The sequence below is a fragment of the Nocardioides jiangsuensis genome (genome assembly GCF_019679455.1).
Taxonomy (GTDB): Bacteria; Actinomycetota; Actinomycetes; order Propionibacteriales; family Nocardioidaceae; genus Nocardioides_C; species Nocardioides_C jiangsuensis.
The window spans coordinates 325,328-348,771 of sequence record NZ_JAIEZQ010000003.1; the positions used below are offsets into that span (position 1 = coordinate 325,328).

Consider the following 23,444-nt stretch of genomic DNA (forward strand, 5'->3'; position numbering starts at 1 on the left):
CGCGCGGCCCGATGAGCACCCGACAGGTCGACGTCCTGGTGGTCGGCGGGGGCCAGGCCGGGCTGGCGGTCGGCTACTACCTGCGCCGCGCCGGCTACCGGCCCGAGGACCAGTACGTGCTGCTCGACGCCGCCGACCGTCCCGGCGGTGCGTGGGCGCGGATGTGGCCCTCGCTGCGCGCCTTCTCCCCGCCCGAGTACTCCTCGCTGCCCGGCTGGCGGATGCCCGCCTGGGGCGGCGACCCCGGCTTCCCGCCGGCGGCGCACGTGCGGGACTACCTGACGGCGTACGAGCGTCGCTACGAGCTGCCCGTGCACCGGCCGGTCCGGGTCCGCACGGTGCGCCGCGAGAACGACGACCCGGCCGGCCCCCTGCGGGTGAGCACGACCGACGGCGACTACCTCGCGGGCGTCGTGGTCTCGTGCACCGGCACCTGGTCGCGGCCGTTCGTCCCGACGTACCCGGGGCAGGGCGACTTCGCGGGCCGCCAGCTGCACGCCGCCGAGTACACCGGCCCCCAGGAGTACGCCGGCGGGCGCGTGGTCGTCGTGGGAGGCGGCAACTCGGCCGCGCAGGTCCTCGCGGAGGTCTCCGCGGTGGCCTCGACGACCTGGGTGACCCAGCGGCCTCCCAAGTTCCTGCCCGACGACGTCGACGGGCGGGCGCTGTTCATGGTGGCCACCGCGCGACGGCGCGCCCTCGAGAGCGGGGGCACGGACACCGGCGGGGTGGCCGCCCTGGGGGACATCGTGATGGTGCCCGTCGTACGCGAGGCCAGGGAGCGCGGCGCGCTGCGGGCCGAGCCGATGTTCGAGCGGGTCACCCGCGACGGCGTCGCGTGGGCCGACGGCCGGGAGCAGGCGGCGGACGCCATCATCTGGTGCACCGGGTTCCGGCCCGAGCTCCGGCACCTCGCGCCGCTCGGGCTGCGGTACGCCGACGGGCACCTCGCCGTCCTCGGGACGCAGGCGGTCGACGAGCCGCGGCTGCACCTCGTCGGGTACGGCGACTGGACCGGCCCGGCGTCGGCCACCCTCATCGGCGTCGGCCGCACCGCCCGCGATCTCGTCGCCTCCCTCTAGCCAGGGGGGCCGCAGGTTACGGCGCGGCCTCGTCGGCGGGGTCCGGCAGGGTCTCCGGGGCTGCTTGCCTGCCGCCGAGCCGGAGGACCATCACCCCCACCAGGATCAGCAGGACCGCGGCCGCGTCGAGGACGTCGAGCGGCTCGCCGACCAGCAGCCAGCCGATGGCGAGGGCCACGACGGGCGGGATGTAGGTCGCGCTGGAGGCGGTGATCGCCCCGAGCCGGTCGACGATGAAGTAGTAGAGGATGTAGGCGACCCCGGTGCCGAGCAGGCCGAGCCCGAGCACCAGGGCGAGCAGCGCCCGCGGGTCCTCGCCGATCGCCGTGATGCCGTCGTAGTCGGTGACGACCGCGAGCGTGAGCAGGCCCAGCCCGATCTGGTACGTCGTGAGCGCGGCCCCCGGGATGTCCAGGCCCACCAGGAACCGCTTCGCGTAGACGAAGGAGAGCCCCACGCTCGCCGACCCCAGCAGCATGCAGACGACGCCGGTCATGTCGAGGTCACCGTCGGCGACCCACGGCCGCGCGATGAGGAGCACGCCCCCGAAGCCGATCAGCACGCCCAGCAACCGGGTCGGCGTCACCCGTTCGCTCCGGAGGAAGAGCGCCGCGGCTACGAAGGAGAACAGCGGGATGGCGCCGCTGAGCGCGCCGGCGATGCCTGAGGGCAGCAGGGCCGTGCCGGCGGCGTACGCGAAGTAGTAGACGCTGGTCGCGAGCACCGACATCACGAAGAAGTGGTGCACGTGGCGAAGGTGCCTGCGCTCGAGCACCCGCCGGACCGCCGCGTAGACCACGATCGGCAGGAAGCCGAACAGGACGCGCAGGAAGGTGACCTGGCCGGCGGTGATCGTCTCCGAGGCCCACTTCATGAAGATGAAGTTGCTGCCCCAGATCAGGCCCAGGCTGACGAACGCAGCGGTGGCCGGGTTACGCATCCGCCGAGTCTTGCACTGGGCGTCGCGGACCGTGGAGGCGCATCCTGGGACGGAGGAGGGCAGTGGCATGGGCGAGCACGTGCGCGGCGGTGACCTCGACATCTGGGTCGAGCAGGTCGGCGAGGGCCCGGACGTCCTGCTGATCGGGGGACTGGGGGACACCGTCGAGTCCTGGCAGTTCCAGCTCGACGGGCTCGCCGACCGTTACCGGCTGACCGCGTTCGACAGCCGCGGGGTGGGGCGGACGGCGATGCCGAGCGGACCGGTCTCGGTGGAGCAGATGGCCGACGACGCCGCCGAGGTGCTCAGGGCCCTCGGCATCACCAGCGCGCACGTCGCCGGCTTCTCGGGCGGCAGCATCGTCTCCCAGGAGCTGGCACTGCGCCATCCCGCGCTGGTGCGCAGCCTCGTGCTGCAGAGCACGTGGCCGGTGATGGACCCCTACATGCGGACCTGGGTGCTGTTCGTGCGCTGGCTCGTCGAGGTCGCTCCGAGCGAGCGGGCATTCCTCGAGGGGTTCTACCTGGACATCTACACGCCACGCGCGCACAACGACGGTACGGTCGCGGAGTTCATCGAGGAGGTCCTCGCCTTCCCGCACAAGCAGACCACCGACGAAGTGCAGCGCTACATCGACGCCCTGGTCGACTACGACACGAGCGAGCGGCTCGGTGACATCAAGGCGCCCACGCTCGTCCTCGCCGGCGGCAGCGACGCGACGAGCAGGCCCACGCTCTGCCAGGCCGTGGCGGAGCGGATCCCCCATGCCCGGTTCGAGGTGCTGGACGGAGAGGCCCACCAGCCGTTCCAGGAGGTGCCGGACCGGTGGAACGCGCTCGTCGACTCCTTCTGGCGGGTGGTGGAGGCGGGCTGGCCCTAGCCACCTGCGGTGGTGGAGCGGGTGCGGGCGTTGGTGATCGCCCAGTCGAGCGCGTAGTCGGCGACCTCTTCCCAGCCGGGCTCCCCGCAGGTGAAGTGCGAGCGCCCCGGGAACTCGTGGACCTCGGTCCGTGCCGCCGAGTGCTTGTAGTGCCGGGCGTTCGACATGGTCACGGACGTCGGCATGATGTGGTCGGCCCCGCCCGCGATGAACAGCAGGGGAGCGCGGTCGTCGAAGTCGTAGTCGACCCACGTCTCCTGCTTGCCGGGCTTGAAGTTGGCGATCAGGCCGTAGGCCCACACCCAGTTGCCGGGGGCGGGAATGTGGTAGCGGTCGTAGACCTGGTCCGACTCCTCGCGGGTCATCGTGTTGGTGAAGGCGTAGTGGAACTGGTCGGGCGTGAACCCCACCGCTTTGTGCCGGTTGGCCGGGTTGGCCAGGAACGGGAACAGAGACTTGATCTGGGACGGCGGGTTGACGCGCACCCCCTCCGTCGGGGCGGAGTCGATGGTGACGCCGGCGGCCCCCAGGCCGCGGGCGAGCAGCAGCTGGGTGAGGGCCCCGCCGAAGGAGTGGCCCATGATGATCGGCGGCTTGTCGAGCTGCCCGATGACACCCGCCAGGTGCTCGACGGTCTCCGGCACCGTCAGCTCCGCGATCACCGCGGGGTTCTCGCGCAGGGCCTCGACCTCGACCTCGAAGCCCGGGTACCCGGGGGTGAGGACCCGGTAGCCGCGGGCCTCGAAGTGCGGCACCCAGTGCTCCCAGCTGCGGGGGGTCATCCACAGCCCGTGCACGAGGACGACGGTGTCCGGACCCTCCTGGCCGGGCGGACGTGGCTGGTCGAACTGTGTGCTCATGGTTCCTCCACCGGGTGGGTCGGATGGTCGGAAGTTCGTCGCGACGTCGGCGGGTCGGCCGTGAGGCGCCGCGCGTTCCGCACGACGCTTCCTTGCCGCCCGGCGTTCGATCAATAGCCCGTCCTGAGGGTTGACCGCTGGGTCCGTGGACGGTCTTAGACTGAGCAGGTCCAGAGGTCCGGGGAGAACGCGATGACTGTGGCGCGGGTGAACGGGGTCGACCTCTACTACGAGGTCCATGGAGCCGGGGAGACACTGGCTCTGGTCCATGGGTCGTGGAGTGACGCCATGACCTGGCGCCAGGTGGTCCCCGGAATGGCGGACAGCTTCCGGGTGCTGGTCTACGACCGGCGCGGACACTCGCGCAGCGAGCGGCCCGCTACCCAGGGCAGCCTGGACGAGGACGCCGACGACCTCGCCCGGCTGCTGGAGGCACTCGACCTCGCTCCGGCGCACGTCGTGGCCAGCTCGCTCGGCGGGAACATCGCGCTGCGCCTGGCGGCGAGGCGGCCCGACCTCTTCCTGTCGCTGACCTGCCACGAGCCCCCGCTGTGGGGAGTGCTGGTGGACGACCCGGAGAGTCAGGCGATGCTCGCTCAGGGAGCCCGGAGCCGCGAGGCCGTCCGGGTGCGGCTCGTCGAGGGTGATCACGAGGGTGCGGCCCGCCAGTTCGTCGACGAGATCGCGTTCGGACCGGGCGCGTGGGACAACCAGCTGCCGGCCGAGGTGAAGGCGACCATGATCAGGAACGCGCCGACGTTCCTCGACGAGATCCAGGATCCCACCCAGCTCACCATCGACGAGGACTCGCTGGCCGGGCTCGCGGTGCCCGTACGGCTCACCCAGGGCTCCGAGAGCCCGCCGCTGTTCCCGCGTGTGATCGACCGGCTCGAGCCCCTGATCCCTCACGTCGTACGCGAGACGATCCCAGGAGTCGCGCACGTGCCACACCTGACCGACGCCGCCGTGTACGTCGAGGCCACCAAGCGGGCGCTGGAGGCGGTCCCGAGGCGCTGACCGCGCCGGCATCCCGCACGAAAGACGCGCAGATCGTGCGTGGCGCGGCTGACTATCAGGCGATGAAGCGGGGCTCCTCGCCCTCGGTCTCGACGTCGCGGAACTTCGCGATCACGCTCTTGATCTCCCGTACGACGTCGGCCTCGTCGTGCCCGAACACCTGCAGGTATGCCTGCAACGCGTTGCGCGCCATCCTGAGCTCGGTGTCGGTGAGGCGGATCGTGTTCATGCCTCCACTGTAGGTCTCCTGCGTGGCTCTGAGGAGCCGTGGATTCCCACTGCTGGGCAGGGCCCCGATGGCACTACCGGCGCGGACCGTGCAGTCCGCTCGAAGCGCCCCGCCGTTTCGGCGCGACGGGCTCAGACGCGGTCTTCGACCATCTTCCACACCTGGTCAGCGGCGTCCTGCGGAGTCAGGTCGGTGGTGTCGAGCACCAGATCCGCGCTCGCGGTCATCCAGGTGCGAGCCGCGGCGTACGTCGGCAGGTGGTCGATTCGCCAGGTCACGGCCTGTGGCTCGTTCTCGTCCCCGTGAATGCGCTGCCTCATGACCTGCTGATCGGCCTCGATCACGACATGGAGGACTTCGTGACCCAGCGCCGTCAGCCCCGACATCAGCTCACGCCAGTAGTCCTCGTCCAGGACTGTCTGTACAGCCACGAGATGCTGGTTCGTGACCCGGATCAGCTCGTCCGCGACCAGCGGGGTGAGCCGCCGCCACGAGGTGAGCTGCTGGAAGTCGGTGAAGTCGTGGTCGGCCAGGTTGTTCCTGAGCATGTAGCCGACCCACTCCGGGTCGAACAGGCGTAGTCGCGGGTCATGCGCAGCGACGAGGCTTCCGGTCGTTGTCTTGCCCGCGCCGAACGTGCCGTTGAGCCAGATGATCACCTGCCGACGGTAGTGGTTCGGCAGGTCCAGGGCGGCGCGCAACGCGGCACCATGAGCTCGTGATGCGGCACCCCGGCGCTGCTGTCGCGTTCCGCCCAGATCCGGTGGACCGCCCGCTCGCGATCCCCAGGGGAGCCCTTTCGTGTCATGCGGGTGGTGACCGTGGCGTCCTAGCGTCGTGCACGGGGCCTACGTCCGAGGAGGAGACATGACCGGTATCGAGATCAAGGGGTTCGCGTCACCGGAGGAGAAGCGCCCCTTCGTCGACAACGGAGAGGCGCTCGTCGTCACGCTCGGCGGGCGGACGATCATGAAGGGAACGTTCGAACCGGGCTGGCACTGGAAAGAGCACCTGGGCCCTATCGCGGGCACCGAGTCCTGCCAGTCCACGCACCTGCTCTACGTTCTCTCCGGGCGGATGGCAGTACGCATGGATGATGGAACCGAGGGCGAGTGCGGCCCCGACGACACGGTCAGGATCGACCCTGGACACGACGCCTGGGTCGTGGGTGACTCGCCGTGTGTGGTCGTCGACTTCGGCATCACGCCGACCTACGCACAACACCAGGACTGAGCCCACGTCAGGTCGCCCGTGGAGGCCACAGGTCAGCCCATGGACTTCTGGCCGTCGATGGTCTCGCGGATGATGTCGGCGTGGCCGGCGTGCTGGGCGGTCTCAGCCAGGATGTGGGTGAAGACTCGCCGGGCGCTCCACGACGCACCTGGCTCGAACCAGGGAGCCTTGGGCAGCGGCTGCAGCGCGTCGAGTTCGACGCTGAGTACCAGTTGGTCCGTGGCGGCGGCCACCTCGTCGTACCTCGCGAGGAGACCGGCCAGGCCCTCGTCCTCGAGCATCCGGAAGCCATCGGCGTACTGCTGCACCTCGGGCGGCGGATCCGACCAGTCGATGTTCGCCCAGTCGATGTCGGGGGACGGGGCCGGTCCGTCGACGACGAAGCTCGCCCACTGCTGCTCGACGGCCGTCACGTGCTTGATGAGCCCGCCGAGGCTGAGGGTGCTGACCGTCGGGGTGAGCCGAGCCTGCTCGTCGGTGAGCCCTGCCACGGTCACCCGGAACAGGCCGCGGTGCGTGCGCAGGACGTCGACGAGGTCGGCACGCTCTCGGGTGGCCGGGGGCGGGGTGCTGTGCGGTGTGGTCATGTCGCCAACGCTACGGACCAGATAGGTCGGTGCGGTCCTGAACGGGTGGCGTAGACCGTGGTCTCCGAGGCCGGGGTCGGGGCACGCTGTACGCATGGTTACTTCACGGTGTGTCGCCGATGCCGTCGCCATGCTTCCCTGTGCTTCTCGCCTGCCATGAGTCCCTTCCCGGAGAGGCCAAGCCCGGGATGGCAGCCCGCAGACCCACCCCGGCGGCCGGTCTTGTTCGTCAACCCCAGGTCCGGCGGGGGGAGGGCCGCTCGCGCCAAGCTTGCCGAGTTGGCCCGCGACCAAGGGATCGAGACCATCGTCCTCGCCCCGGGCCAGAGCCTGGCGACGCTGGTCGGTGCGGCCCTGGCAGGCGGCGCCGACGCCCTGGGGATGGCCGGCGGCGACGGGTCGCTGTCGGTGGTGGCCGCAGCCGCCGCGGCGCACGATGTGCCGTTCATCTGCGTTCCGGCCGGCACGCGCAACCATTTCGCGCTCGACCTGGGCGTAGACCGGCATGACGTGCGCGGCGCGCTTGACGCGTTCACCAATGGAGTGGAACGGCGGATCGACGTCGCCGAGGTGAACGGCCGCGTGTTCTTGAACAATGTCTCGCTCGGGATCTACGGGGAGGCGGTCCGCCGGACGGCCTATCGCGATGCCAAGGTACGCACCCTCGCGGAGACCGCAGAAACGGTGCTGGGCCCCACCGAACAGGTGCCCGCGTTGCGCCTCGTCGACGACGCCGGGCGTCAGCACACTCAGCTCGCGGTGGTGCTGGTGTCGAACAACCCCTATGCGCTGGATCCGCCTTTTGGCGGCACCCGGCCCGCGCTCGACAGCGGCCAGCTCGGGATCCTCGTGCTCGACACACCGGATGACAGTCCGCACCGTCCGGGGCGCGCCTGGAGCGCGCCCCACCTGGAGGTAGGCGCCGCGGCGCCGGTGCACGCGGGGATCGATGGCGAGCCGGTCACTCTCGAGCCGCCGCTGCGGTTCGCGATACGGCCCGCGGTACTGCGCGTGCGGATCTCGACCCGCCATCCCGGCGCCTCACCCTCGGCCCGGTTCGCACCGGGCAGATCACTCGGCACGACATCGCCGGAACCCGGGACCACGTCGTCCAGCGGCTAGTTTTCGAAGCTTGGCTTCAGACGTGGGCATTCGTCGCCTTGGGCAGGCTGACATCCGCCCGCCCATTCCGGCGGTTGCGCTCTGATGGAGGTGGCGTAAAACCGTGACCTACGGAGCTTCGGTACGGCTGGGTGGCAGCGCCCATCCCTCGCGCGGCATGGGTTCGATTCTCGGCTCGATGGCCGGAAGCACGACGATGAGAAACGTCGCCAAGGGCCCGAGCAGCAAGGACGCGAGGAACCATCCGAGGCCGCTTCGGCCTTTGCCTTGTGCAAGGCCAGCGTTGATGAGTGTCAGAGTTCCCCAGCCGATGGCACCTTCGGTCTGATCCATGACGGTAGGTGTCCTTCCTCTGTCGGGCTCTTGGCTGGGGCTTGGTCGACGGCCCGTCCAGATGCTGTCACGACGCGATCGGCGCGCGGGCGGAACATGCACAATCCGCGCCACAGTTGCCCCGTCCCCTGCCAAACCGACCCGGTGGAAGCCCTTAGATCCGGACGTACGTACTAAGCGCCCGACTGAGGAGCCACGGTTGACTGGCGCGGCGCGTCGGAGGGGGCTCCCTGCTCAGCAATCCCCATGAAGGCCACGCCCAGATTCAGGCCGCCCACGAGCGAGGCGGCAACCAAGAGCGCCCAGCCCCACGCGCCCGTAGTGGGGTCCACGATCGGGGACGCTCCAGATCCGACCAACATGATGCCCAACATCGCGAAGGGGGCTTTCATCTTCGCGAGCACTACAGCGTCGGCGGGTGGCCGCTTCGCGCGTTTCGGCGCAATCACGATCCAAGTTACCGAGCCGAGGGCGAACCCCACGAGCACCAGCGCCGCGCATGCGAACAGAGCTTTGACGGACGGATCGCTGTCCATGACGATGGCGCGCAGCCCAAGGGAAGCCCACATGGACGCGGCAACAAGTCCAGCTCCCAAGGTGAGCCACTCGTGTGGCTGGCGTGCAGTTCGCGTCATGTTGACTTCGCCTTTCGACCTCGTTCGCGGACGAGGTACCCCTGCCCGGACGGATGCGAGTCTAGGTCGGCCTGGTGGTCGATCTCCACGGAATGCAAGCGGCGCTTCGGCACATCGAGCCTTCCTGAGACATCCCGATCTCTGCGACGATGGACGGCGTGGAACAGCGCACCAGCATCGATGTGGCCGCCTCGCCGGACCGGGTGTGGGAGGTGCTCGTCGACGTCGAGCGGTGGCCGGAGTGGACGGACTCAGTGAGCAGCGTCCGGCCGCTGGACGCCGGTCCCCTCGCCGTCGGGTCGCGAGTCGAGGTCTCCCAGCCGCGAGTCCCGACCGGCACGTACACGGTGACCTCACTCGAACCCGGCAGCGCCTTCACCTGGGAGCAGCGGCAGCCAGGCAGCACGGTGTCTGCGCACCACGAGTGCGCGCCGCTGCCCGACGGTGGCACCCGGGTCGAGCTGAGAGTCGTGATGAGCGGGGTGGTCGGGGGGGTCGTGGGACGGCTGTACCGAAAGCTCACCGAGCAATACCTCGCCATGGAGGCGGCCGGCCTCAAGCTCCGCGCTGAGAGCGTCGCTCGCTGAAGCGCCGCGGCTCGACGCCGCCAGGGCACCGCGCCGAATGGGAGGCTGACGGCTCCCGCGCTTCGCCATTCGGTAGGCGCCCGCTCATGGGCCGTTCCGTTTACCTGTCCGCGGCAGATCCGGTCATTCATTTCGCGAGGCGGCCGCGTCGAGCACCCGCTGGATCAACTGGGTGGTTGAGATTCCTCCCGTGCGCCGAACGTAGGTGAGTTTCCCGGCTGCTGCAGCGGGCCCGTATACGAAGTCGGCCCCCTCGGGCGACAAGTCGTCGCCGTGCACCACGGTGGTGATCCCGTGCTCGGCAAGAAACTCTTCGGTCACTTGGAGCGGGGCGTCCTCAATCACCTCGTCGACGTACCTGCATGACTCGATCACGGCGACGCGCTCGGCAAGGGTCATGATGGGACGACGCTTGTAGGAGGCTGCGGTGTCGTCGGACAGCACGCCAACGACCAGCCGGTCACCATGGCGGCGTGCCTCCCGGAGGAGCGACACATGGCCCGCGTGGAATAGGTCTCCAACCATGTCGACGTAAACCCACGAAATGCCAGGCGCACTCACGTCTGGGTTCTCCACAACAACTCACCTGCTCCTTAGCCCACACCAGTCGCGGTCGCTCACCGTTCTAGCGCACGAGACCGGGAGGTGCGCACGTCGGCACGACCGAGCTTTCACTATCAGCGGCAAATCCGGACGTTGGTCTCTAGCATGACCGCATCTTCGAAGACGGCCTCGACCGTCCAGTCTCGAGAGGTCGGACGTGGCGTACACAGTCGGCGTGCTCTGCCGTTCGCCCATGTCCGTCAACCTGGTTGCCGTGCTGGACGATCTGGTGAGTCACGCCGGCATCATCCGTAGTGGTCCCCGTAGTGAAGCCGAGGGCTGGTGTGCCTGCGACGTCCAGCTCGGGCAGTCCCAATGGATGGCGACGCTTCAGGTGTCGCGGGTGGCCAAGCACTTAACCACGCTCGTCGACTCAGCCACTGCCGACGGCTTCGCCCTCGATGCTTCCCAGGGCCACTTCGCTATTGATCTCACGTTGTCGGGAGACGTCGATTTGCTCCCGCTCCTGACGTTCCTTCGCTGGGTGATCGAACAGCATGATGGCCTCCTCTACGACGAGGTAGCAGGGTTCAAGGCAGCGCTCACCTGAGCAAGTCTCGGCGCCTAGCCCTACCTGTCCGCGGCAGATCCGTGCATCTGCGCGGAGACGTGTCGGCGCACAGATGCTTGCGGCGGAGGCATGCCGAAGTGGGTCGTGAGTGAGACATGGCGCCTCCTACGTGCGGCATTGCACTCGCAGGGCTCTCGGCATGTTCATCGTCGGCTGCGGAGGTGAATGACGAGGTCCCGGGCTTGGCGTCGCCTGCCCGGATTGATGCTGCGTCGGGTGAAGCGGTCCAGCCGGCCGAACGCCTCCCCCGATCGGTCCGATCAAGGCCTACCCGTGCGGCGTAGTCACGCACGTCCTCATCTCGGCTACGTCGGCACCAACGGGTGGGTGCCCCACCCAGCTGTCGCGGCGCAGACGGATCAGAACAGTGCGACCACAGCCGGCTCTCCGTTCCGGCAGCACGCCGTGCCGGAGATCAAGCCGCGAGAGTTACGAGCAGGCGCAGCGTGGCGGGAGGGGCTCAGCGGCCGATGAGGATGGCGACGCCACGAGAGGCTCCGCTGGCGACCGCATTCACTCCGCTGCCGGCCGACGACCGGCTAACGTCACCCACCAGGTCGTCGGCACGGCGACGGCCTGACAACGCCGCCCGCCTTCTGAGCAGCGAGTGACGTCGAGCCCGGACTGCGATCGGTGGCCTGCCTGCTCCTGGTTCCGGCGGGATCGCCCCAGAACGCCTTCGGGACACCTCACGCCGAGGCTCGGGGTGTAGGGCGATGCTATGAGTCAGGTAGTTCATGAGCTGATCTCCTCGAGGCGGACCGGCCGCGCCGGTCGCGACGCTTCTGGCGCTGGGGGCGGGAACGCGGTGACGTTCGTCGTGCGGAATCGCTCTCGATACTCCGAGGGTGCGATGCCGACCAATCGGTGGAATGTCCTGCGCAGTGTCTCGGCGGTGCCGAAGCCGCAGCGTCGGGCGATGGTCTCCACCGGGTCGTTACCTTCCGCGAGGCACCGCTGCGCCGCCTCGACACGGACCCGTTCGACGTACATCGCTGGCGGTAGACCGGTCTCCTGGGTGAACCGCCGCTGGAGGTGTCGCGGGCTCAGCCCGGCGAGCGACGCTAGCTGGTCGATCCCGTGTCGCTCGCCGGGATCGAGGTGGATGGCTTCGACGACGCGGCGTACCGCATCGGTTGCGGGCTGCGCCGACCACAGCGGCACGCTGAACTGCGACTGGCTCCCCGGCCGGCGCAGGAACAGCACCAGCTCTCGGGCGACCCGGAGGGCGGTCTGTGGTCCGAGGTCTGCCTCGACCAGCGCAAGCGCCAGGTCCATGCCCGCTGCCACGCCTGCGGAGGTCCAGATCCGCCCGTCCTGGATGAAGATGGGGTCGCTGTCGACGATGACGGCGGGGTACTCGCGCGCCAGCCGGTCCGCTTCCCTCCAGTGCGTGGTCACGCGACGCCCGTCGAGCAGCCCGGCCTCGGCGAGGATGAACGCGCCACAGCAGACAGACGCGACCCGGTCGGCCGTGGTGGCGGCCGCGGCCACCCAGTCGAGCAGGCTGCGGTCGAAGCCCGCCGCGTCCACGCCGTCGCCGCCCACGACCACCAGCGTGCCTGGACGGCTCGGATCCAGGCTCGCCACCGAGCTTTGCGCGTGGATCGTCAGCCCCATGTCCGAGCGGACCGGACCGGCTTTCGGGGCCACGAGCATGAGCTCGTACCCGGCTTCGCCGAAGACTTCGAACGGGCCGGCCAGATCGAGGCCGTCGAAGCCGTCATAGATCACGAAGGTGACTGCGCGGGAGTTCATGGCTCTAGCGTGAAACTCAGCATGGGATGTCGTCCACGACAACCTGCCCACAGTTCGCGCCAACAGATCGGGTCGGGACGCTCCGTGGCGTCAGCACGGATCTCGGCAGTTCCGCGCTTTCGCTGTCCGCGGCAGACGAGTGACGCGAGCCAGCGATAGCTGGGGCACATCGCCTCGCATGGTCGATAGTGGGTACGTGGGGAGCGAACAACTCGCGTGGTCCGGCCGCGACTGGCGGATGCCGGTATGGCTCTGGGTCGGCCTGGCGACGATGTTCGTCAGCGTGCTGCACATCATCCTCGACTTCGGCGTCGGCCTGTTCGACCTGCACGGGACGCTGTCTCTGACCGAGGCGGCAACGATTGTCGGCGTTGCGCTCATCCAGCTCTGGTGGGCGGTTTCCTTCATGGCGGGCGCTCGGGGCAACGGCAGCGGCGTCGCCCAGCGCCGGGATCCTCGGCGCCGGCTGGGCGGCGCTGACCAACGGCTTCCCGATCGTCTACTGCCCGCCCGTGTGTGAGGAGGCGCGGCCGCTGACAGACCTTGGCCACGTTGGCAGCATCGTGTTCGGCATCCTGCTCGCGTTGGTCGCCATCTGGTCGCTGTGGCGCGCCCGGGCGCGCCCGGGTTGGTTCATGCCGGCCGTTGCGGCAGCCTTGGTGGTCGGGACTGTCGTGTCGCTGGCGAACACCCCGATCACATAGCGCGCCGACAGCGGCATGGTCGGACATTGCGTCAGAGGTGTTCGAGCCAGACGACCGAGATCTCGACGCCCGGGTGGGCATGCGGCCGACGCGCTTCCTGAACGTCCGACCATCCCCAGGAACGCAGGCAATGTGCGATCTTCGACTCCCCGCGGTTCTCGTTGTTCTTCCCCACGATCAACCGCCCTCCGGGGGCCACGACGTTCTCGACGAGGTCGCGCACGAACGTCTCGCGCCGGCCAACAGGCACGTACTCCAGACCGGTGCGCACGAACTGGAAACGCATCGGAGGCCGCCACCCATCCGCGTTCGCGGCCCAGATTCGATCCCGCCACTGTGGGTAGCGACTCCGTGCCAGGGCGGCTAGACGTGGCGAGATCTCGACACCGTAAGGATCCACGACCAGCCTTCGTTCCCGAGACCAACGCTCGACGGACGCCATCAAGAGCCCGTTCGCACACCCGACATCAAGGAACGTTCCCGACCCATCGATCGCCTCCATGATGAGTCCCCGCGACTCCTCCCATTCCTCGCGAGTGCCTGAGTGGCCGGATCCCATCTGCTCAGTCGTCGCGGAAAGATAGGCCGATTCGACGACAGCCAGAATCCGCGCATGCCACTCATCCTGCGTGATCTCACCACGCTCGAACGCCTCATCAATCGGCGCGAGAGCGTCGTACCCACGCTCCTTCGCGAGTTCAACGCTGCGATCAAGGTCTGACACGGAGATCACCCTATTGGCCCTCCGATTGACGTGGGCGCGGACGGCGGCAGGTCCGTGCGTCTTGCCTCCTGGTCGGCGGCTGCCCTCGTTTACGCCTCGCGTCAGTGAATCTCGTTCTGGTCGTCCTACACGAAGGATGAGTCCGCGACGCGAGAACAGCGTCTCGACTGGGAGGGGCAACGGGTCAGTCAGCGGGGTAGTAGCACACCAGTGTGCCGGTCTCCAGCAGAGCATTCCGGATCCGGAAGTCCAGGAACCCGTCGGCGTACAGGTCCTCGCTCGCGAGGTCACGCATCGCTCGCCAGATCTCGACTGGTACGGCGGCTTCCCCGATGACCGTGCTGCCGAGGAGCACAGACGCGCGCGCCTGGTCCGGTTGCATGTCGAACCACACGGAAGGTTGGTGCCACGTGCTGCGCCGGTCGGTGAGGTCGGCGTAGCGCGCCAAAAGAGGCTCGGCACCTTCTGCGGGTTCGAAGGTCAGCGAGGCTGACGCCGGATGGTCGTAGTTGTCGAGCACACCCTCCTTGTCCTCGGGCATCTCCTCCAGATCGGCTTGCCGGTCCAGCGCCTCCTCTTCGTCGCTCCCTGCGGGACGGAACGTCTGGAGGAGTGACCGGCCGGTGGTGATGAGATGGAGCGCGGCGCGCCCTGTCGCCTTCCACACTTCACGGCCCACACGCTCGGGCGGCACGTCCCGTCGCCAGAGATCGAAGATGAAGCCATGGATGGGAGTCGTCTCGTCCAGGACTTCAGAGAGCTGGTGGGCACGCAGCCTGGCCCGGAGCACCACATCACTGTCGCCCGATTCGGATCGTGCCGCCCAAGCTTCCGCATAGGCTTGACGAAGTCGTCTACTCGCCTCGCTGTCCGCGCTCATGCCCGGAGCATAGAAGCCTCCGGGACGCCTTCACCTCCCGAATCTTCCTCCCGGGCTGGCAGCGATCGGATACGAGTCCGAGGAACCGTTGGAAGGCAATGGACGCCTTGCCGGCAGGCCAGGATGGTCGGCCCCCGTCAATGTGACCTTCGGCCCTGTCTGGGGGTGGTCCCGACGACGACGCTGCGTAAGTGGAGGACAGAGGGGGTTTGGCCATGAGCCGGACAGCGACCCCCGATGGAGCGGGCCACCGGGTTCATGCGCCCCGACGGTGCGTGCACGCTCGTGCTTGAACCGACCTCAGACTTCGGCGACAAGGTCATGCGTGTGATCTGCACGGGTCACGTCCCGACGACCGTTTGACCGCCGACGCGGGTCGCGAGGGGAGCCCTTCCATCCGACGAGAGGAGGAACTCATGGCTCACCTGGAAGTCATCGTTCGAGCCAAGATCCGCCCAGGTCAGCTCGAGGGGGTCAAGGCCCAAGCGGCCGAGATCCTCCGGGTGACCCGGGAGAAGGACACGCACACTCTGCGTTGCGACTGGTTCATCAACGAGCACGGAACCCAGTGCGAGGTCCACGAGATGTTCACCGACGAACAAGCACTGATCGAGCACAAGATGCACACCATGGAGGCGGCGGATCGGCTCTTCCGCGACTTCGCGTTCGACCACCGGTCGACCCTGTACGGCGAGGTCTCCGAGAACTTTCTCAACCTCGTCAAAGAGCGGATGGGGACGACGCCAGCCGTCTTCTCGTTCCTGCAGGGACTCGACCGGTCGGCAACGGTCTAGCCACCGGCGGTCAGAGTCAACGCGCGCCCGAGACAGTGAGGGAGGAGTCATGGGACACCTGGAAGTGCACGCTCACTTGAAGATCCGACCTGGTCAGCTGGAAGGGTTCAAGGTCCAGGCGGCCGAGATCATGCGGCTGACGCGAGAGAAGGACACGCAGACCATCCGCTACGACTGGTTCATCCACGAGGATGGAACCGAGTGCGAGGTCCACGAGACGTACCTGAGCGGACGAGCTCTGATCGAGCACAACGCTCACGTCATGGAGGCACGGGCGATCCTCTTCGAGAGGTACGCGTACGACCATCGCATGACCGCCTTCGGCGAGGTCTCTCAGGAGCTCAGGGAGCTCGCGGACAAGCACGCCGGAGGAATCGCTGTGTACTCGTTCCTCCAGGGCCTCGAGACCGCGGCGGCCGTCTAGGCGGCGAGCAACGGGCGTGACGTCTTGGCGGGTACCGGTCGGCTGGAACGGCTGAGTGCTTTCCTGCGGTCCGACGGCGGAGCAGCGATCGAAGGAGGCCAATGATGGGTTACGTGAGGTCGGACGGATGCGACCTCTATTACGAGGAGGCGGGCGACGGCGTACCGATCCTTCTGATCCCCCCGGCCGGCACGACGGCCTCAACCTGGGGTCCCGTGACCGAGGAGCTCGCCCGCCTGGGACGCGTGATCACCTACGACCGTCGCGGCTACGCCCGCAGTGTCAGCGAGCCGGTCCGCTCGATCTCCACGCATACGGGCGACGCAGCCGCGATCCTGGAGTACCTGCGGGCCGTGCCCGCCCTCGCCGTCGGCACGAGCGCCGGGGCGACGATCGCGGTCGACCTTGCGGTGCGCCGTCCGGACCTCGTGCGGGCCGTCGTCGCTCATGAGGCGGCATGGCGGGCGAGTCGTCACCTTCCGAACGGCTCCCAGGTCGCGGCCCTGGCCAAGATCGGATGGCTGGTCCTCCGCGGCCGATACGGCGACGCCGCCGAAACGCTCTTGCGCGCCGCCTACGCCTACCGTGACGGAGGAACCGCGTGGGACGCCTTTCCCGAGGAGTGGCGGCGCGTCGGTAGGGAGAACGCTCGGGCCGCGCTGTGGGACTTCCGAAACTCGATCGGCAACTATCCATCGCCGACGGACCTCGCGACCGTCGAGGTCCCCGTCGTCTGTACCTACGGCGCACGGAGCCCGGCCAACATCGTCCGGCTGACCCGCTCTCTCGCCTCGGCCATCTCCACTGCGAGAGTGCAGGAAATCGAAGGCGCTGGTCACGCAGCCCCCTTCGACGCAACATCCAACTTCGTGAACCTGGTCGGCGACACCATCACCCCCGAACGGCGTCGGGCCTCCGGGTGATGGAGGTCGACGACAAGTTGCCCCTACCGCACCAAGGAGCGGCACACGGCGGCTTGGCGGCAAAGGGACGCGTCCTTCGCGGATCGCAACTGGCGCCCTCGCGCGTCGCGCATGGCAGGCGCTGTGGTCAGGCCACGTGATGCGGCCTGACCTGGGGTTTCTGGTGCGCCATCAGGGACTCGAACCCCGAACCCGCTGGAAATTGGCCGCGTGGCTGCTGGCAGTTCTTTGGTTTGCACTGAAGTGCCCTCTGACCTGCGCGTTTGTCGGTCGATGGAGTCTGGCGTTCACCAGCAGTTTCGGGCGTCTGCGTGCTGATGGAGGTGGCGTAAACCGTGGCCTGAGCCGGGTGACTATGGCGCAGTGGGCGGCCGGCCTTGCTGGTTCGACCGTGCCACGAGGATGCCCTGGGCGATTGCTCCAGTCAGGAGCAAACCGAGGCCCAGACTTCCAAGCAATCCGAACAGCACCACCACGAAGCCCGGGTCGGAGAAGCCATCGGACAGGAGCGGGATCCAGGCTGCTACGGCGATCAGTGCCGCGCCGCTCCAGATGTAGCTGGAGGGGGGCAGGACGGCGGTCCCATTCACGTTGGTCTCATCCACGTGCGGATGATGGCACGCGGTCGTTGCCTCGAGGTAAGGGACACTCCCGACCTCAGGCTGGAAACGTAGAGACTCGAGAGTGAGCGGAGCGAATCACGCGTGACGGCGAAGCCGCTCTTGACGCTGCGGGCGGTGGCCGAACAGTCAAGTGTCAGGGGGACGGGGCTCTGGACTCGGGAGCGGACCGGATCAGAGTTGGAGATCCTTGAGGTCGAGGTAACCAAGGATGAGCATCGTCGCGAGCACAGCTCCCAGAACGATGTTGGCCCAGAGTGGCCGACTCTTGTGCCAGCGTAGGTATTGGAGGGCGAAGATCATCTGCGCGGCTGCCATGGTCAGCGCCCACGTGGCCATGAGGTAGTCCCTGGTGCTGAAGTTGAGGGCGCTTAGACCGACGAAGGCGATGCCCAAGACGGCGACGGCGCTGCCCATCACCCGAGATTCGTTGCTGTGAGCCGTGCCAGACATGCCTGGATTGTAGGGGAGAGCGCCGAGGACGGCGCGCGAGCGCCGCCCGCAGGCGCGCGCCGGCGAAGCCGGCGCTTAACGGAGTACAGAGATTATCTCGGGTGCCGTCTGCGAATATCGCGCGCCACGCTCTCGGCGCCTACGAGCGCCTGTGGCACAGCCTCGCGACGCTCGGCTACCGCGGACACCCCATCACTAAGTCGCGTCGGTACTCGATCAACTTCGGCCACCTACGACGGGCGCGGCCACTGTTCAAGAGCCAGCCCGCTGCACTCGAGCCTGACGCGGACGTGCGCCTGGTGTCGACGTCGACGAGGACGTGCCCGAGGGCTTCGAGGTGGTGTCCAACTTCGCCTTTGCTGGGACGGGCTACCTCGACCTCGACGAGGCGGCCGCTGTCGTCAGAAGTGCAGCTCTGGCGAGGACCCGCTAGGCAAACACCGCGACCAAGACGCTGATGAGAAAAGCGGCCACCGCAGTGATGAGAAATGACCCGACAACTTGCCGATCGCGTGAGAGCCCGACCGGGACCAATGCAGCGAAGGCAATCAGTAGGAGCAGGAGTCCGACTGTGTCTGAGTTCCAGAGTCCCTGGTCATGGATGGCACGCCCGGCGTTGTCGAGGCTCGACACGATCAGGTAGGTCAGCAGGAGCGCTCCGACCCAGTATCTCGGGCGGTGCATTCGACGTTCGAAGTGGCTCTCTGGCACGCGGACAGGTTAGCCGCTCGCTGACCAGCACACGGGATATGGATGCCGACGTCCGTCGGACTGATGAAGGAGTTCGTTATGAATGAAGTGCCGAGCAGGTTCGAGCAGCTGTGGTCGATCGAGCAGACCGCGGAGTACCTCGCGCTCTCGACCAAGACCTTGTACGGCTGGCGCTGCCGGAGTCCGGGCCGCCGAGCCACCGTCTCGGCAACAAGGTGCGCTACCGCCCCGAGGAAGTGTGCGCGCCTGGGTTGATGCCCAGAACGCGCTGGCCTCCTGAGGCGAGCCGGTGGGACGTAAGCCGCTGCCGATCGGGTCGTGGGGACTGATCCGCACGTACCCGATCGGCAAGGACGAGAAGGGGAAGCCGAAGCGCTTCCGGGCGTTGGCTCCGTATCGCGACTTCGACGGGGTGACGCGGGTCGTTCAGGCGAGCGGCAAGACCGCGACGCAGGCCTCGCAGAACCTCAGGCAGGCACTGCAGAACCGGACCCAGTCTGGCCGGCACGGAGAGTTGACCGCGATGAGTCGCTTCTCCGACGCGGCCGACCTGTGGCTGTCGAAGGTCGACGGGAGGGTCCAGGACGGGCGGCGGTCGCCGGGAACGGTGGACACCTACCTGCGGCAGCTGAAGAACCACGTGTTGTCCGCGATGGGGGAGGTGCGGCTCGGTGAGGCCACGACGCCCATGGTCGACCGGGTGATCGCCTCGATCGAGGCGAAGGTGAGTGCTTTCGACGGCCAAGAGCTGCCGAAGCGTCATCTCCCGCGTGATGGGCCAGGCGGTTCGGTACGGGGCGATCATGGCGAACCCGGTCCGTGAGGTGGAGCGGATCGAGGCCAAGCCCAAGCGTGAGCCGCGGGCGCTGACCATGAAGGAGCGGGTTGCGCTGCTGACGAAGTTGCAGGAGGACGAGGAGGCTCGACGCCGTGACCTTCCGGACCTGGTGTTCTTCATGTTCGCAACCCGCGTCCGAATCGGTGAGGCCCTTGCCGTCGTCAGGTCGCAGGTGAACCTTCAAGGGGCACGGTTCAGATCACGACCACACTGGTCCGGGTCAAGGGCGAGGGCCTGCTACGCAAGGGCACCAAGAGTCGAGCGGGGGAGCGGACACTGCCTCTGCAGATGAGCGCGGTCGCGATGCTGCAACGCCGCTTCATGTCCGGAGCCCGACTCGACCAGCCTGTGTTTCCCGACGTGAACGGCGGCTTTCGGGACCCGGCCAACACGCGGCGCGAGTTTCGCGAGGCGAGGGGCAAGGAGACGCTGGCGTGGATCACCTCGCACACCTTCCGCAAGACGGCCGCGACGATCCTCGACGAGGCCGCGCTGTCGGCTCGCCTGATCGCGGATCAGCTCGGGCACAGCCGGCCGTCGATGACCCGGGACGTCTGTTGGGCTCTCGCTCGGGTGGACTCCCAGGCGGCGCCGGCCCGGGAGGTCGCATAAGGGTCGACGGCGACGAAATACGGTGGCAAAGGGTGGTCAAAGAAAGAAGGTCAGGCCACGTGATGCGGCCTGACCTGGGGTTTTGTGCGCCATCAGGGACTCGAACCCCGAACCCGCTGATTAAGAGTCAGCTGCTCTGCCAATTGAGCTAATGGCGCGTGAAGCGAGTGGAACTTTAGCAGCGTCCCGCGCCTAGGATGAAATCGAGCCCCGGTCGCGGTGGCGGGACCTGCGTCACACCGTATGCGAGGTTTGCCGCGCCGCCCCACCAATCCGTGAGCCCGGGGACGACGAACCAGTGTCAGATACCGCGCCGGACCATGCCAGGAGGCCTCGATGTCACCCGAGCCCGAACTCAGGCTGGTGCCCTCACATGAGGGTGCCGACGTCGACCTGTTGCTCCAACAAGTGTCCCGGGGGGACTCCAAGGCGTTCGACGCCTTGTACGACGAGGTGTCCTCCTCGGTGTACGGCGTGGCGCGGCGGGTCGTGCGCGACCCGAGCCGGGCCGAGGACGTCACGCAGGAGACCTTCCTCGAGGTGTGGCGCAAGGCGGCCCGGTTCGACGCGGACAAGGGCCGGGCCAAGACGTGGATCATGACGATCGCGCACCGGCGGGCGGTGGACGCCGTACGCCGGAGCGAGTCGCAGAAACGGCAGGACACCTACACCGCCCCGGACGAGGTCTCGCACGACGAGCCGGCCGACGCGGTGATCGAGGCCGAGGAGCACGGCGCGGTCCGGGAGTGTCTGGAGACACTGACCGACCTGCAGCTGGAGTCCGTGCGGCTGGCGTACTTCAACGGCTACACCTACGGAGAGGTGGCGACCTTGCTCGAGAAGCCTCTCCCGACCATCAAGACGCGAATGCGGGACGGCCTGATCCGTCTCCGTGACTGCCTGGAGGGGGCGCGATGAGCACCGATCTTCACACGCTGTCGGGTGCCTACGCCCTGCATGCGCTGAGCTCGGAGGAGGCCGAGGAGTTCCAGAAGCACCTCGACGCCTGCCCCGCATGCCGGCAGGAGGTCAAGGAGCTCCAGCAGGCCGCGGCACAGATGGGTGCCAGCGAGGCGATCCGCCCGCCGGCCCACCTCAAGGCCCGCGTGATGGCGGCGGCCGACCAGATGCCGCAGATGCCGCCGCGTGTCTCCAGGTCCAACGTGATCGAGGTGCCGCGCGGACGCTGGGGCGCCCGGCTGCTCGCCGCGGCGGCCGCTGTGGTCGTGATCGTGGCCGGCGTGGTCGGGATCGGCGTGCTGCAGAGCGAGGACGAGCCGTCCACCCGCCTCGCCTCCGGCGTGGTCGAGGTGTTCCAGGCCGAGGACGCGCACACCGCCACGATGGACACCGCCAACGGCGGCAAGATCTCGGTGGCCACCTCGCCCTCGCTGAACCAGATGGCCGTCGACACCGACGAACTGCCCGCCCTCGATGACAAGCACGTCTACCAGCTCTGGGCGATCGAGGACGGCGCGATCGCCTCGGTCGGCGTCCTCGAGCCGGAGAAGGGCGCGTTCATGGACATGCCCGGTCCGAAGACCGAGGTGGCGATCACGATCGAGCCGGCCGGTGGCTCGCAGCAGCCCACCACCGACCCGATCATGCAGGTGGAGCCGGCGGCGGTCTGACCGCCCGGCTCCACCGACCCGGGGGAGGGGCGGTCAGCCGGCCCGGTGGGCCTCCAGCACCGCCTGCGCGGCGTTGTGCCCACCGATACCGCTGACCGCCCCGCCCCGTCGGGCGCCGGAGCCGCACAGCAGCACGTTGGGGATGTCGGTCGAGACGCCCCAGCGCTGCGCGGGGGTGTCCAGGCGCGAGCGGTTCGGGGCCCACGGCCACGACAGGTCGCCGTGGAAGATGTGGCCACCCGGCATCGCGAGCGCCTTGTCCACGTCCTGCGGGGTCTTCGCCTCCAGGCACGGGTTGCCGTTCCCGTCCACCGCCAGGCAGCCCTCGATCGGCTCCTCGAGGTGCACGTTGATCGCGTCCAGGACGCGCTCCACGGCGTGGTCGCGGTTGGCCGCGACGTTGTCGCCGAACACCGGCGGCGGCATGTGCACGCCGAAGTAGGTCAGCGTGTGCTTCCCGGTGCCGGCCAGGCTGCCCAGGATCGACGGGTCGGTCAGCGAGTGGCAGTACAGCTCGCCGGGCGGCACGGACGGGATCTTGCCGGCGGCCGCCTCGTCGTACGCCGCCTGGAGCTGGGTGTAGTCCTCGGCCACGTGGAAGGTCCCGGCGAACGCGACCTCCGGGTCCACGCCGGAGCGCAGCCGGGGGAGCCGGTCGAGGAGGAAGTTGATCTTGAGCTGGGAGCCCATCGGCGGCTCGCCCGGCTCCTCGCCGAGGAGGATCTGGAGCACCCACGGCGCCACGTTCGACAGCACCCAGCGGGCCTCGACGTTGTGCGTGAGGCGGCCGTCGTGCCACATCACGTCGGCGGTGGTGCCGTCGGACTCGATCCGGCTCACGCCGGCGCCAGTGACGATCTCCACGCCCGCGAGCCGGGCCGCCTCGGCGAGTGCGTCGGTGACCGCGCCCATGCCGCCGACCGGCACCCGCCACTCGCCGGTGCCGTTGCCGATCACGTGGTAGAGGAAGCAGCGGTTCTGCACGAGCGACGGGTCGTTCATCCCGGCGAAGGTGCCGATCAGCGCGTCCGTGGCGACCACGCCGCGCACGGTGTCGTCGGCGAAGCGCTCCTCGATCACCTTGCCGAGCGGGTGGGCGACGAGCGCGTCCCAGGTCTCCGCCTCGACCTGCTCGCGGATCTCCTTCTCGGTCCGCAGCGGCGAGAGCAGCGTCGGGGCGATCGCCTCGGCGAAGTCGGTCACCTCGCCATAGAACGCGCGCCACGCGTCGTACTCCGCGTCCGACCCGGTGAGGGCCTTGAACGACTCCTCGGTCAGCGTGCCCTCGGGCCGCTCGACGAGCAGACCGGTGTGCTTCCCGTCGCGGACCACCGGGGTGTACGACGCGGTCCGGCGCGACCTGAGCTCGAGCCGGAGGTCGAGGTCCTCGATGATCTGCTCGGGCAGCAGGCTGACCAGGTAGGAGTAGCGGGAGAGCCGCGCGTCGAGGCCGGAGAACACCGGCGCGCTGATCGCCGCGCCCCCGGTCTGGTCCAGCCGCTCGAGGAGCAGGACGGACAGCCCCGCCTTGGCCAGGTAGGTGGCCGAGACCAGCCCGTTGTGGCCGCCCCCCACGATGACGACGTCGTACCTGCGCTGCTTGCTCCCAGAAGTCACGGCTGCACGCTACCGGGCGCCGGGTCGCGAGGGCATGCGGGCACTTCCGTTTCCGGCCGGTGGCGGAATGTTTAGC

At 68.4% G+C, this 23,444-nt stretch carries 31 protein-coding genes and 1 tRNA gene; 16 read left to right on the top strand and 16 right to left on the bottom strand.

Features of this window, described 5'->3' with window-relative positions:
• Window positions 1-11 precede the first annotated feature (11 nt).
• On the top strand, window positions 12-1,082 hold the full coding sequence (locus tag K1X13_RS17445) for an ArsO family NAD(P)H-dependent flavin-containing monooxygenase (protein WP_221026417.1): 1,071 nt from the start codon (window positions 12-14) through the stop codon (window positions 1,080-1,082).
• A 16-nt stretch (window positions 1,083-1,098) separates the two neighbouring features.
• Here the strand turns inward: K1X13_RS17445 and K1X13_RS17450 are convergent, their stop codons facing one another.
• Window positions 1,099-2,022 (bottom strand): DMT family transporter, encoded by a 924-nt coding sequence (locus K1X13_RS17450; RefSeq protein WP_221026418.1) that lies wholly within the window; start codon window positions 2,020-2,022, stop codon window positions 1,099-1,101.
• 67 nt (window positions 2,023-2,089) lie between these two features.
• Between K1X13_RS17450 and K1X13_RS17455 the strand changes: the two genes are divergently transcribed.
• Window positions 2,090-2,902, top strand: a complete 813-nt coding sequence (locus tag K1X13_RS17455) for an alpha/beta fold hydrolase (protein ID WP_221026419.1) — start codon at window positions 2,090-2,092, stop codon at window positions 2,900-2,902.
• Here the strand turns inward: K1X13_RS17455 and K1X13_RS17460 are convergent.
• Window positions 2,899-3,762, bottom strand: coding sequence for an alpha/beta hydrolase (locus tag K1X13_RS17460; protein ID WP_221026420.1), 864 nt, complete (start codon window positions 3,760-3,762; stop codon window positions 2,899-2,901). The two genes, K1X13_RS17455 and K1X13_RS17460, sit on opposite strands and share 4 nt — an antisense overlap.
• A gap of 192 nt (window positions 3,763-3,954) precedes the next feature.
• Here K1X13_RS17460 and K1X13_RS17465 point away from each other — a divergent pair, with 192 nt between their 5' ends.
• Window positions 3,955-4,779 (top strand): alpha/beta fold hydrolase, encoded by an 825-nt coding sequence (locus K1X13_RS17465; RefSeq protein WP_225915335.1) that lies wholly within the window; start codon window positions 3,955-3,957, stop codon window positions 4,777-4,779.
• 55 nt (window positions 4,780-4,834) lie between these two features.
• On the opposite strand, the gene K1X13_RS17470 is transcribed toward K1X13_RS17465, so the two are convergent.
• Both K1X13_RS17470 and K1X13_RS17475 read right to left on the bottom strand, forming a co-directional pair.
• A complete protein-coding gene (locus tag K1X13_RS17470) occupies window positions 4,835-5,008 on the bottom strand; it encodes a hypothetical protein (RefSeq protein WP_221026422.1) in 174 nt (57 codons plus the stop codon).
• A 131-nt stretch (window positions 5,009-5,139) separates the two neighbouring features.
• Entirely contained in the window at window positions 5,140-5,667 is a 528-nt protein-coding gene (locus K1X13_RS17475) for an AAA family ATPase (protein ID WP_221026423.1), read from the bottom strand.
• A 208-nt stretch (window positions 5,668-5,875) separates the two neighbouring features.
• On the opposite strand from K1X13_RS17475, the gene K1X13_RS17480 reads away from it, so the two are divergent.
• Window positions 5,876-6,241, top strand: a complete 366-nt coding sequence (locus tag K1X13_RS17480; protein ID WP_221026424.1) for a cupin domain-containing protein — start codon at window positions 5,876-5,878, stop codon at window positions 6,239-6,241.
• A gap of 32 nt (window positions 6,242-6,273) precedes the next feature.
• Here K1X13_RS17480 and K1X13_RS17485 read toward each other — a convergent pair whose 3' ends face one another.
• On the bottom strand, window positions 6,274-6,828 hold the full coding sequence (locus K1X13_RS17485; RefSeq protein ID WP_221026425.1) for a DinB family protein: 555 nt from the start codon (window positions 6,826-6,828) through the stop codon (window positions 6,274-6,276).
• A gap of 156 nt (window positions 6,829-6,984) precedes the next feature.
• On the opposite strand from K1X13_RS17485, the gene K1X13_RS17490 reads away from it, so the two are divergent.
• The gene (locus tag K1X13_RS17490; protein ID WP_225915337.1) at window positions 6,985-7,950 is read left to right on the top strand and encodes a diacylglycerol/lipid kinase family protein; all 966 of its coding nucleotides are present in this window, start codon (window positions 6,985-6,987) and stop codon (window positions 7,948-7,950) included.
• 108 nt (window positions 7,951-8,058) lie between these two features.
• Here K1X13_RS17490 and K1X13_RS17495 read toward each other — a convergent pair whose 3' ends face one another.
• Window positions 8,059-8,283: a hypothetical protein gene (locus K1X13_RS17495; protein WP_221026427.1), complete on the bottom strand. Its 225-nt coding sequence runs from the start codon at window positions 8,281-8,283 to the stop codon at window positions 8,059-8,061.
• Between the two features lie 173 nt (window positions 8,284-8,456).
• Window positions 8,457-8,918 carry a hypothetical protein gene (locus tag K1X13_RS17500; protein WP_221026428.1) on the bottom strand — a complete coding sequence of 154 codons (462 nt, stop codon included), beginning with the start codon at window positions 8,916-8,918 and terminating at the stop codon, window positions 8,457-8,459.
• Window positions 8,919-9,076: 158 nt separating this feature from the next.
• Here K1X13_RS17500 and K1X13_RS17505 point away from each other — a divergent pair, with 158 nt between their 5' ends.
• On the top strand, window positions 9,077-9,505 hold the full coding sequence (locus K1X13_RS17505; RefSeq protein ID WP_221026429.1) for an SRPBCC family protein: 429 nt from the start codon (window positions 9,077-9,079) through the stop codon (window positions 9,503-9,505).
• Window positions 9,506-9,628: 123 nt separating this feature from the next.
• On the opposite strand, the gene K1X13_RS17510 is transcribed toward K1X13_RS17505, so the two are convergent.
• Window positions 9,629-10,081, bottom strand: coding sequence for an adenylyltransferase/cytidyltransferase family protein (locus tag K1X13_RS17510; protein WP_221026430.1), 453 nt, complete (start codon window positions 10,079-10,081; stop codon window positions 9,629-9,631).
• 220 nt (window positions 10,082-10,301) lie between these two features.
• Between K1X13_RS17510 and K1X13_RS17515 the strand changes: the two genes are divergently transcribed.
• Entirely contained in the window at window positions 10,302-10,658 is a 357-nt protein-coding gene (locus tag K1X13_RS17515) for a hypothetical protein (RefSeq protein ID WP_221026431.1), read from the top strand.
• A gap of 756 nt (window positions 10,659-11,414) precedes the next feature.
• Here the strand turns inward: K1X13_RS17515 and K1X13_RS17520 are convergent.
• Window positions 11,415-12,437 (bottom strand): GlxA family transcriptional regulator, encoded by a 1,023-nt coding sequence (locus K1X13_RS17520; protein WP_221026432.1) that lies wholly within the window; start codon window positions 12,435-12,437, stop codon window positions 11,415-11,417.
• A gap of 196 nt (window positions 12,438-12,633) precedes the next feature.
• Here K1X13_RS17520 and K1X13_RS17525 point away from each other — a divergent pair, with 196 nt between their 5' ends.
• On the top strand, window positions 12,634-12,957 hold the full coding sequence (locus K1X13_RS17525) for a hypothetical protein (protein ID WP_221026433.1): 324 nt from the start codon (window positions 12,634-12,636) through the stop codon (window positions 12,955-12,957).
• Between the two features lie 215 nt (window positions 12,958-13,172).
• On the opposite strand, the gene K1X13_RS17530 is transcribed toward K1X13_RS17525, so the two are convergent.
• Both K1X13_RS17530 and K1X13_RS17535 read right to left on the bottom strand, forming a co-directional pair.
• Window positions 13,173-13,865 (bottom strand): class I SAM-dependent methyltransferase, encoded by a 693-nt coding sequence (locus tag K1X13_RS17530; protein ID WP_221026434.1) that lies wholly within the window; start codon window positions 13,863-13,865, stop codon window positions 13,173-13,175.
• A gap of 184 nt (window positions 13,866-14,049) precedes the next feature.
• Entirely contained in the window at window positions 14,050-14,745 is a 696-nt protein-coding gene (locus K1X13_RS17535; RefSeq protein WP_221026435.1) for a hypothetical protein, read from the bottom strand.
• A gap of 416 nt (window positions 14,746-15,161) precedes the next feature.
• On the opposite strand from K1X13_RS17535, the gene K1X13_RS17540 reads away from it, so the two are divergent.
• The 3 genes from K1X13_RS17540 to K1X13_RS17550 all read left to right on the top strand — a co-directional run bounded on the left by K1X13_RS17540 (window position 15,162) and on the right by K1X13_RS17550 (window position 16,886).
• Window positions 15,162-15,539 carry an NIPSNAP family protein gene (locus tag K1X13_RS17540; RefSeq protein ID WP_221026436.1) on the top strand — a complete coding sequence of 126 codons (378 nt, stop codon included), beginning with the start codon at window positions 15,162-15,164 and terminating at the stop codon, window positions 15,537-15,539.
• A 49-nt stretch (window positions 15,540-15,588) separates the two neighbouring features.
• Window positions 15,589-15,963 (top strand): hypothetical protein, encoded by a 375-nt coding sequence (locus tag K1X13_RS17545; protein ID WP_221026437.1) that lies wholly within the window; start codon window positions 15,589-15,591, stop codon window positions 15,961-15,963.
• 104 nt (window positions 15,964-16,067) lie between these two features.
• Window positions 16,068-16,886: an alpha/beta fold hydrolase gene (locus K1X13_RS17550; RefSeq protein ID WP_221026438.1), complete on the top strand. Its 819-nt coding sequence runs from the start codon at window positions 16,068-16,070 to the stop codon at window positions 16,884-16,886.
• A 353-nt stretch (window positions 16,887-17,239) separates the two neighbouring features.
• Here the strand turns inward: K1X13_RS17550 and K1X13_RS17555 are convergent, their stop codons facing one another.
• Window positions 17,240-17,491 carry a hypothetical protein gene (locus K1X13_RS17555; protein ID WP_221026439.1) on the bottom strand — a complete coding sequence of 84 codons (252 nt, stop codon included), beginning with the start codon at window positions 17,489-17,491 and terminating at the stop codon, window positions 17,240-17,242.
• A gap of 189 nt (window positions 17,492-17,680) precedes the next feature.
• Window positions 17,681-17,959, bottom strand: coding sequence for a hypothetical protein (locus K1X13_RS17560; protein ID WP_221026440.1), 279 nt, complete (start codon window positions 17,957-17,959; stop codon window positions 17,681-17,683).
• Window positions 17,960-17,961: 2 nt separating this feature from the next.
• Between K1X13_RS17560 and K1X13_RS19865 the strand changes: the two genes are divergently transcribed.
• Window positions 17,962-18,417 (top strand): replication initiator, encoded by a 456-nt coding sequence (locus K1X13_RS19865; RefSeq protein WP_372450716.1) that lies wholly within the window; start codon window positions 17,962-17,964, stop codon window positions 18,415-18,417.
• Here K1X13_RS19865 and K1X13_RS17565 read toward each other — a convergent pair.
• Window positions 18,389-18,670 (bottom strand): hypothetical protein, encoded by a 282-nt coding sequence (locus K1X13_RS17565; protein ID WP_221026441.1) that lies wholly within the window; start codon window positions 18,668-18,670, stop codon window positions 18,389-18,391. The two genes, K1X13_RS19865 and K1X13_RS17565, sit on opposite strands and share 29 nt — an antisense overlap.
• 289 nt (window positions 18,671-18,959) lie before the next feature.
• Here K1X13_RS17565 and K1X13_RS17570 point away from each other — a divergent pair, with 289 nt between their 5' ends.
• Window positions 18,960-19,493, top strand: coding sequence for a hypothetical protein (locus K1X13_RS17570; RefSeq protein WP_221026442.1), 534 nt, complete (start codon window positions 18,960-18,962; stop codon window positions 19,491-19,493).
• Window positions 19,494-19,742: 249 nt separating this feature from the next.
• Window positions 19,743-20,120, top strand: a complete 378-nt coding sequence (locus K1X13_RS17575; protein ID WP_225915431.1) for a tyrosine-type recombinase/integrase — start codon at window positions 19,743-19,745, stop codon at window positions 20,118-20,120.
• 85 nt (window positions 20,121-20,205) lie between these two features.
• On the opposite strand, the gene K1X13_RS17580 is transcribed toward K1X13_RS17575, so the two are convergent.
• Window positions 20,206-20,278, bottom strand: a tRNA-Lys gene (locus K1X13_RS17580).
• A 205-nt stretch (window positions 20,279-20,483) separates the two neighbouring features.
• Between K1X13_RS17580 and sigK the strand changes: the two genes are divergently transcribed.
• Entirely contained in the window at window positions 20,484-21,038 is a 555-nt protein-coding gene (sigK, locus tag K1X13_RS17585; protein WP_308249619.1) for an ECF RNA polymerase sigma factor SigK, read from the top strand.
• Entirely contained in the window at window positions 21,035-21,751 is a 717-nt protein-coding gene (locus K1X13_RS17590) for an anti-sigma factor (protein WP_221026444.1), read from the top strand. The genes sigK and K1X13_RS17590 overlap by 4 nt, the downstream gene beginning before the upstream one ends.
• Before the next feature lie 33 nt (window positions 21,752-21,784).
• On the opposite strand, the gene K1X13_RS17595 is transcribed toward K1X13_RS17590, so the two are convergent.
• Complete coding sequence (locus K1X13_RS17595; RefSeq protein ID WP_221026445.1) at window positions 21,785-23,368, bottom strand: phytoene desaturase family protein; 1,584 nt, start codon at window positions 23,366-23,368, stop codon at window positions 21,785-21,787.
• Window positions 23,369-23,444: the final 76 nt, after the last annotated feature.

What these genes read in the sequence shown, in the direction of transcription:
- K1X13_RS17445 (WP_221026417.1), top strand. Translation starts at nt 12, where the DNA reads ATGAGCACCCGACAGGTCGACGTCCTGGTGGTCGGCGGGGGCCAGGCC.
- K1X13_RS17450 (WP_221026418.1), bottom strand. Translation starts at nt 2,022, where the DNA reads ATGCGTAACCCGGCCACCGCTGCGTTCGTCAGCCTGGGCCTGATCTGG.
- K1X13_RS17455 (WP_221026419.1), top strand. Translation starts at nt 2,090, where the DNA reads ATGGGCGAGCACGTGCGCGGCGGTGACCTCGACATCTGGGTCGAGCAG.
- K1X13_RS17460 (WP_221026420.1), bottom strand. Translation starts at nt 3,762, where the DNA reads ATGAGCACACAGTTCGACCAGCCACGTCCGCCCGGCCAGGAGGGTCCG.
- K1X13_RS17465 (WP_225915335.1), top strand. Translation starts at nt 3,955, where the DNA reads ATGACTGTGGCGCGGGTGAACGGGGTCGACCTCTACTACGAGGTCCAT.
- K1X13_RS17470 (WP_221026422.1), bottom strand. Translation starts at nt 5,008, where the DNA reads ATGAACACGATCCGCCTCACCGACACCGAGCTCAGGATGGCGCGCAAC.
- K1X13_RS17480 (WP_221026424.1), top strand. Translation starts at nt 5,876, where the DNA reads ATGACCGGTATCGAGATCAAGGGGTTCGCGTCACCGGAGGAGAAGCGC.
- K1X13_RS17485 (WP_221026425.1), bottom strand. Translation starts at nt 6,828, where the DNA reads ATGACCACACCGCACAGCACCCCGCCCCCGGCCACCCGAGAGCGTGCC.
- K1X13_RS17490 (WP_225915337.1), top strand. Translation starts at nt 6,985, where the DNA reads ATGAGTCCCTTCCCGGAGAGGCCAAGCCCGGGATGGCAGCCCGCAGAC.
- K1X13_RS17495 (WP_221026427.1), bottom strand. Translation starts at nt 8,283, where the DNA reads ATGGATCAGACCGAAGGTGCCATCGGCTGGGGAACTCTGACACTCATC.
- K1X13_RS17500 (WP_221026428.1), bottom strand. Translation starts at nt 8,918, where the DNA reads ATGACGCGAACTGCACGCCAGCCACACGAGTGGCTCACCTTGGGAGCT.
- K1X13_RS17515 (WP_221026431.1), top strand. Translation starts at nt 10,302, where the DNA reads ATGTCCGTCAACCTGGTTGCCGTGCTGGACGATCTGGTGAGTCACGCC.
- K1X13_RS17520 (WP_221026432.1), bottom strand. Translation starts at nt 12,437, where the DNA reads ATGAACTCCCGCGCAGTCACCTTCGTGATCTATGACGGCTTCGACGGC.
- K1X13_RS17535 (WP_221026435.1), bottom strand. Translation starts at nt 14,745, where the DNA reads ATGAGCGCGGACAGCGAGGCGAGTAGACGACTTCGTCAAGCCTATGCG.
- K1X13_RS17540 (WP_221026436.1), top strand. Translation starts at nt 15,162, where the DNA reads ATGGCTCACCTGGAAGTCATCGTTCGAGCCAAGATCCGCCCAGGTCAG.
- K1X13_RS17545 (WP_221026437.1), top strand. Translation starts at nt 15,589, where the DNA reads ATGGGACACCTGGAAGTGCACGCTCACTTGAAGATCCGACCTGGTCAG.
- K1X13_RS17550 (WP_221026438.1), top strand. Translation starts at nt 16,068, where the DNA reads ATGGGTTACGTGAGGTCGGACGGATGCGACCTCTATTACGAGGAGGCG.
- K1X13_RS17560 (WP_221026440.1), bottom strand. Translation starts at nt 17,959, where the DNA reads ATGTCTGGCACGGCTCACAGCAACGAATCTCGGGTGATGGGCAGCGCC.
- K1X13_RS17590 (WP_221026444.1), top strand. Translation starts at nt 21,035, where the DNA reads ATGAGCACCGATCTTCACACGCTGTCGGGTGCCTACGCCCTGCATGCG.